General features: G+C 58.8%; 6 protein-coding genes. 3 read left to right on the top strand and 3 right to left on the bottom strand.

Annotation, left to right across the window (positions count from 1 at the left end):
• Positions 1 to 378 (bottom strand): winged helix-turn-helix domain-containing protein (locus tag JWR98_RS23800; RefSeq protein ID WP_205491364.1); only part of this gene is annotated, 378 nt, incomplete at its 3' end.
• A gap of 123 nt (positions 379 to 501) precedes the next feature.
• Between JWR98_RS23800 and JWR98_RS23795 the strand changes: the two genes are divergently transcribed.
• The 3 genes from JWR98_RS23795 (at position 502) to JWR98_RS23785 (ending at position 3,556) form a co-directional block, all read left to right on the top strand.
• Positions 502 to 1,134 (top strand): LysE family translocator, encoded by a 633-nt coding sequence (locus JWR98_RS23795; RefSeq protein WP_078733098.1) that lies wholly within the window; start codon positions 502 to 504, stop codon positions 1,132 to 1,134.
• Between the two features lie 89 nt (positions 1,135 to 1,223).
• The gene (locus JWR98_RS23790) at positions 1,224 to 2,282 is read left to right on the top strand and encodes a diguanylate cyclase (protein ID WP_078733099.1); all 1,059 of its coding nucleotides are present in this window, start codon (positions 1,224 to 1,226) and stop codon (positions 2,280 to 2,282) included.
• 44 nt (positions 2,283 to 2,326) lie between these two features.
• Positions 2,327 to 3,556, top strand: coding sequence for a M20/M25/M40 family metallo-hydrolase (locus JWR98_RS23785; protein ID WP_078733100.1), 1,230 nt, complete (start codon positions 2,327 to 2,329; stop codon positions 3,554 to 3,556).
• A 214-nt stretch (positions 3,557 to 3,770) separates the two neighbouring features.
• Here the strand turns inward: JWR98_RS23785 and JWR98_RS23780 are convergent, their stop codons facing one another.
• A complete protein-coding gene (locus JWR98_RS23780) occupies positions 3,771 to 4,190 on the bottom strand; it encodes a hypothetical protein (protein ID WP_205491362.1) in 420 nt (139 codons plus the stop codon).
• A gap of 2 nt (positions 4,191 to 4,192) precedes the next feature.
• The coding region (locus JWR98_RS23775) for an RHS repeat domain-containing protein (protein WP_205491360.1) at positions 4,193 to 6,034 on the bottom strand (1,842 nt) is incomplete at its 5' end.

Here is a 6,034-nt window from a genome sequence, read left to right as displayed (position 1 = left end):
GGCGTCCAGCCATGCTTCCGGCAAGTGGCCGCCGCCGGGACGCAGGTCGCCGTCGGCGGTCACCAATGGGCGGCGCAAGACGCTGAGCAGGTCTTGGGGCAGCAGGTCGACCCACGCCACCGACGCCGGGCGTGGGCTGTCCATCGTCACAAAGTGCCCACGGCCCTGGCTTGAGGTGAGCAGGTTGCGCCCACGCAGGCGGTCCAGCGCTTCGTTGAGGGTGAACTTGCTGACGCCCAGGGTCTGGGTCAGTTCACGCACCGAGGGCAACTTGCTGCCGGGTGCCCATTCGCCGTGCTCGATGGCCTGGCTGAACGCTTCGACGATCTGCTGCACTTTCGGCGTGCCTTCCACAAAGGCAATTGCACGTACAAACATAAACCTTCCTTGTGTTTGCCGGTGCTTTTACCGGTAAAGTCAGGCCGAATTAGGCCTGACTTTACCTGCCTTGTGCAACGCCGCCTGCCTAGACTGCGTACTCCGCTCCCCAGGTTCCAGGCCATGACCAGTGCGTTAACGCTGTCTTCGTTTCTCTATTTCCTGCTGTTTTGCGCCACCATGACCTTCAGCCCCGGCCCCATGACCTTGCTGCTGTTGAGCCTGGGTTTGAAGGACGGCTTGCGCAGTTCGATCCCGGCGCAGGTCGGCGCCAGTGTGTCGTACCTGATTTCAATCCTGATCTTTGCCCTGGGCTTTTCGGAATTGATCAAAGGTAACGTTGCCATTACCCAGGGCATCCAGTTTGTCGGCGTGGCCTACATCCTGTATCTGGCCTACAAGCAATGGACCGGCAGCGGCGTTTCGATCGACAACGCCGTCGCCGCACAAGGTTCGCGCAGTCTGTTCGGCAAGGGTTTGCTGACCGGGTTTTCCAACCCCAAGACCATCATCATGTTCAGCGCCGTGTTCCCGCAGTTCGCCGGGGCAGGGGAGCACAGTTCGGCGGCGGACATCGCCATCCTTGGGGCGACTTTTCTGTTGTTGCAGTTTGCCAGTGGGTGCCTCTATGGCTACTTTGGCCAGCGTATCAAGCATGTGCTGGAAAACCCCGGGCACCGGGTACTGTTGCAGCGGATCACGGCGGTGCTGCTGTTGGGGGTGGCATTGATGCTCGCGCGCGGGTTTTCCCACTAAGCGCTTTGGACGGGGGCGGATGAGGGATAGTGGCTATTTGCTGGCGCCCTGATAGACTCCAGGCATTCTCCCTGGATGACACCCCCACCATGCCAGCCGCCGGAGGAAAAGGACTTCCGCTCGCTTTGCGCCTCTACAAATCCCGCACCCTGGGGCTGACGCTCGGTTTTGTGTGCGTGGTGTTCGGCATGTACCCGCTGGACCCTCCCGTGTGGGTATGGGGCTGGATGCTGATCAACGCCTTTGCCTGGCCTCACCTGGCCTTCCAACTGTCTTTGCGCACAACCCAGGCACTGCGCAGTGAGCGTCGCAACCTGTTGTTCGATTCGTTTTGCGGCGGGTTCTGGGTGGGCGCCATGCATTTCAACCCGCTGCCGAGTGTCACCACCTTGTCGATGATGACCATGAACAACGTCGCCATCGGCGGACCGCGCTTCATGTTTGCCGGCTTGATGGCGCAGACGCTGGGCATCGGCACGGCGCTGCTGATCTTCGCCCCGGCGTTCATGGCCGTGACCACCCAGGCGCAGCTGTATGCCTGCCTGCCGATCCTGACGCTGTACCCGTTGGCGCTCGGCTGGATCTGCTATCGCCAGGCCGTTAACCTGGCCCGGCATAAACGCGAATTGCTGGCCCTGAGCCGCACCGACAGCTTGTCCGGCCTGCTCAACCATGGCGCGTGGAAAGATCATCTGGACATCGAATTCCAACGCTGCCGCAGTCAACAGCGGGGCGCGGCGATTGCGCTGATCGACATTGACCATTTCAAGTTGATCAACGACACCTACGGCCATGTCACCGGCGACATCGTCTTGCGCCAGCTCGGCAAAGTCTTGCGTCAGAACCTGCGCGAAGGCGACTTGGCCGGGCGTTATGGCGGCGATGAATTCTGCGTGATCCTCCCGGACATGCCGCTCAGCCGTGCAACCGAAGTGATGGACGCGCTGCGCGATCGCTTCAACGCGTTGGCCTACGCCCAGGACCCGGCGCTGCGCGCCAGCTTGAGCATCGGCCTCGCGCCGTATCAACCCGGGCATGCCGATTCCACCAGTTGGCTCAACGATGCCGACCTGGCGTTGTATGAAGCCAAAAGCAGCGGGCGAAACCGGGTCAGCGCGGTGCAGGGCAGTTGGTTGCGGTCGGTCTAGTGGGGTAGGGTGTGGCGGTCCCTACACAAAACAAGGATCGGTTTATGCGCTTTATCTTCCCGCGTACCCTTCTGGCCGCCACCCTGGCCTTGTCCTGCGCCCTCCCGGCCTACAGCGCCGAACCCCATAAACAGGTGCAGGCGGACGCCGAGCAGTACAAGGCCGAGGCCTTGAAACTGCTGGAACGCCTGGTGAATATCGATTCGGGCTCCGGTTACGGACCGGGCCTGACTCAGGTCAGCGACATCGCCGTCGAGGAACTGAAACAGCTGGGCTTCAGTATCGAACGGGTACAGGATGCCGCCGCCAACAGCAGCCATGTGATCGCCACCCTCAAGGGCAGCGGCAAGGCGAAGATTTTGCTGATGGCCCATATGGACACCGTCTTCAAGGAAGGCTCCGCCGCCGAACGCCCGTTCCACATCAAGGATGGGCGCGCTTATGGCCCAGGGGTGATGGATGACAAGGGCGGCATCGTCGCTGGCATCTACGCGCTCAAAGTCCTGAAAAACCAGGGCTTCAAGGACTATGCGCAGATCACCTTCCTGCTCGACGCCAGCGAAGAAACCGGCTCCGACATCGCCTCCGAACTGATCCGCAACACCGCCAAGGCCCACGACGTCACCCTCAACCTCGAACCCGGCCGCCCAGCCGACGGCCTGGTGGTGTGGCGCAAGGGCAGCGCCACGGCCGTGGTGGAAGTCAAAGGCAAAGCCGCTCACGCCGGCGTCGCCCCGGAACTGGGGCGCAACGCCGCCATGGAAGCTGCGCACCAGATCCTGCAACTGGGCAAGCTGGGCGATGAAGAGAAGAAAACGACCATCAACTTCACTGTGATCAAGGCCGGCGACCGCACCAACGTTATCCCCGACCAGGCCACCGCCAAGGCGGATGTACGTGCGGCCTTGCCGGAAGAGTTCGACCGTATCGAGAAGGACCTGGTGCGCGTCTCAGCGAACAAGCTGATCCCGGACACCGAAGTGACCACCAGCCTCAAACGCGGCCTGCCACCGATGCCGCAAACGCCTGAGTCGGATAAGTTGGTGGCGATCGCCCAGGGGATTTATGGGGAGTTGGGTAAGACGTTGACCATTGAAGGCAGTGGCGGCGCGGCGGACGCGAGCTTGTCGGCCGGGGTGGGAACGCCGACGTTGGATGGGTTTGGGATTGTGGGCGGGAATATTCATACGCCAGAAGAATATGCGGAGGTGGAGAGCGTGGTGCCGCGGGTTTACCTGCTTAGCCGGATGATTATGGAGCTTTCGACGCGGTGATTTGAAATCAGGCCGGGCTCACGCTGATGAGTGAGCCTTTGTGGTGAGCAGGCCCGGTGGTGAGCAGGCTTGCCCTGCGCTGGGCTGCGAAGCAGCCCCAAACCTGACACTGCCGATTGAATTGATACACCGTATCGCCCTGACGGGGGGCCGCTTCGCGGCCCAGCGCGAGCAAGCTCGCTCACTACAGGGGATTGTGGGTGTAGGAGTGTTGCTACCACGTTGCTGGATCTTCGAGGCTGGCTTTTTGGAGGTCGTCTCTCCAGACCTCATTAGCCAGTCGGTAGATGTCAGCGAAGAAGCCTCTTGGATCGTCTATTTCTGTTTCATCCCAGGCCATTAATGAGTAACTTTCAGAGTCGTCTTTAAAAAAAGAATTGAAGTTGAAGTGTTCATTGTTTAGTGCAAGAAACAACGTTTCCATCAGTTTGTATTTGTGGCGATAAGAAAACCTGTTATTTGGATCTAGGCAATATTTTCGAATAAGGTTTTCTCTATCTTTTTGGTCGTTCGGGTTGTATTTGGCGAACTCTTCTCCTTTGGTTTCCTCTCTGTCGTAAATGTCAAAAACGCCTACGAAGTACATCAGGTTGGCGTCGAAGGGTATGTGGCTTGAAGAGGGATGAAATAGCATTTTTACTCCTTGATAGGGAATAGAGTGAACGGTGTGCCATCGTCCCGAAATTTCATCTCTGCACCGTTCATGGATGGGTTGAAAATAGGATTTTTTTTGTCGTGCTTGTTGGGCCTGTAACCACGACCTGCCCCAGGGAGCTCTAAACGTACTATATCGTTTTGTTTGTCATCAACGCCCGTGTAGCGGGTTAAACCCCTTTCGGTTCTCGTTGTAGCCTTAGTCCATGCCTGTAGTTGCAACTTCCAGCTGTTAAATTGTGAGCTGGGGACACCCTTGTTGTTTTTCGGCGTCTTGCCGGTTACTGGGTCCGTTCCATCAATCGAGCGCCGGTGCACCTTGACGGTTTCTACTTCTGGACCATGTTTGCCTACCATTATGCATAGCGTATTTTTTTCATACTCTAGAATTCTGCGCTTTGCGTTGGCCTCGGTTAGCTCTTCAATTCTCGCCGATCTTGCTGTGATGCCCGGCTGTGGCGTGGCAGGGTCATTGGATTTAACTTTAATTGTATGAGGCGGATTTTCGCTTTCGACAACCGTCTTACATCCATTTTCACCTGGGCACGAGCTTAATCCCAATGGATCCACCCACCCCGTCGGGTTGGGCGCGTACTGGTAGGCGTTGATCCCGCCCGCCAGCTTCACTGGATCAGGCGTCAGGTAGCGACCAATATCTGGATTGTAGTAGCGATGGCGGTTGTAGTGCAGCCCGCTTTCCGGGTCTAAGTATTGGCCTTGAAAGCGCAGCGGGTTGTCGACTTTTCCGACGTCGAGTCGGCTGATCTGGCCGTAGGCGCGGTAGTGGGCGGACCAGACGATTTCTCCGTCTGGGGCGGTCAGCTCCTGGGGTGTGCCGAGGTGGTCGAGTTGGTAGTGGTAGGGTTTTGTTTCGTCTGGGCCGAAGCCTTCCAGCAGCGCCAACGGCCGGAAACTGTCCGGCTCATAGAGATAGCTGCGATGGCGGTCCGCGTGATGCTCAGCAATCAGCTTGTCGCCTTGCCAGAAAAACTCGGTGGTGATGTCGTCAACGGTTTTGCTGATACGCCGCCCAAACGGGTCATAACGGTAGCTGGCGGTTTGGCCGTTGGGCTGGGTGAGGCCAATCAACCGGTGCTGGCAGTCGTAGCGGTATTCGGTAACGAGTTGATGGCCCTTGCCACGCCGTTCGCGGATCAGGTTGCCGAAGGCGTCGTAGTCGTAATGCCGATCACCCTGGATCATCAGGCGGTTGCCGGCGACGATGTCAGGGCTGGGGCGGTCTTGCATGAGCAGGTTGCCGGCCGGGGTGTGGGCGAAGCGTTCTTGTAGGTCTTGTGAGTGGTTGGCGTGGGTCAGTCGGTTGAGTGGGTCGTAGCGGTAGTGATGTTCGCCTTTGCGGGTGTCGTTGAGGCGGGTGAGGTTGCCGGATTTGTCGTAGTCGTAGTGGCGTTGGTAGAGGTAGTTTTCTTGTTGGGTGATGGTGTGGGCGTGCAGGCGGTGCTGGTCGTCGTAGTGGTAGTGGCTGAGGAGTTGGCCTTGTTGGCGTTGGTGCTCCTGGCCGGCTTTGAAGAGGTGCGAGGTCAGCGTTTCGCCATTCAACTCAACTGTCGCCAAATGACCACCTTTGGCGTGGTTGAACACCAGTCGGTTGTTGTCTGGCAGGCGTAGATGTTGAAGTTGGCCGCAGGCGTCGTAGCCATAGCGCAAAGTGCCCCAGCCCTGATGTTCGGCGGTGAGGCGGTTTTGCTGGTCGTATTCGTAGGCCAGCGCCCAGTGGCCGTCGTCGACGCTGAGGAGGTTGCCCTGACGGTCGTAGGCATAATCGACTGTGTTGCCGTCGGGCAGGGTTTTTCGTACGAGGCG

It is taken from the genome of Pseudomonas lactucae, from assembly GCF_016937615.1.
In the GTDB taxonomy this organism is placed as follows: Bacteria; Pseudomonadota; Gammaproteobacteria; order Pseudomonadales; family Pseudomonadaceae; genus Aquipseudomonas; species Aquipseudomonas lactucae.
This window is presented reverse-complemented; position numbering and strand designations above follow the sequence as displayed.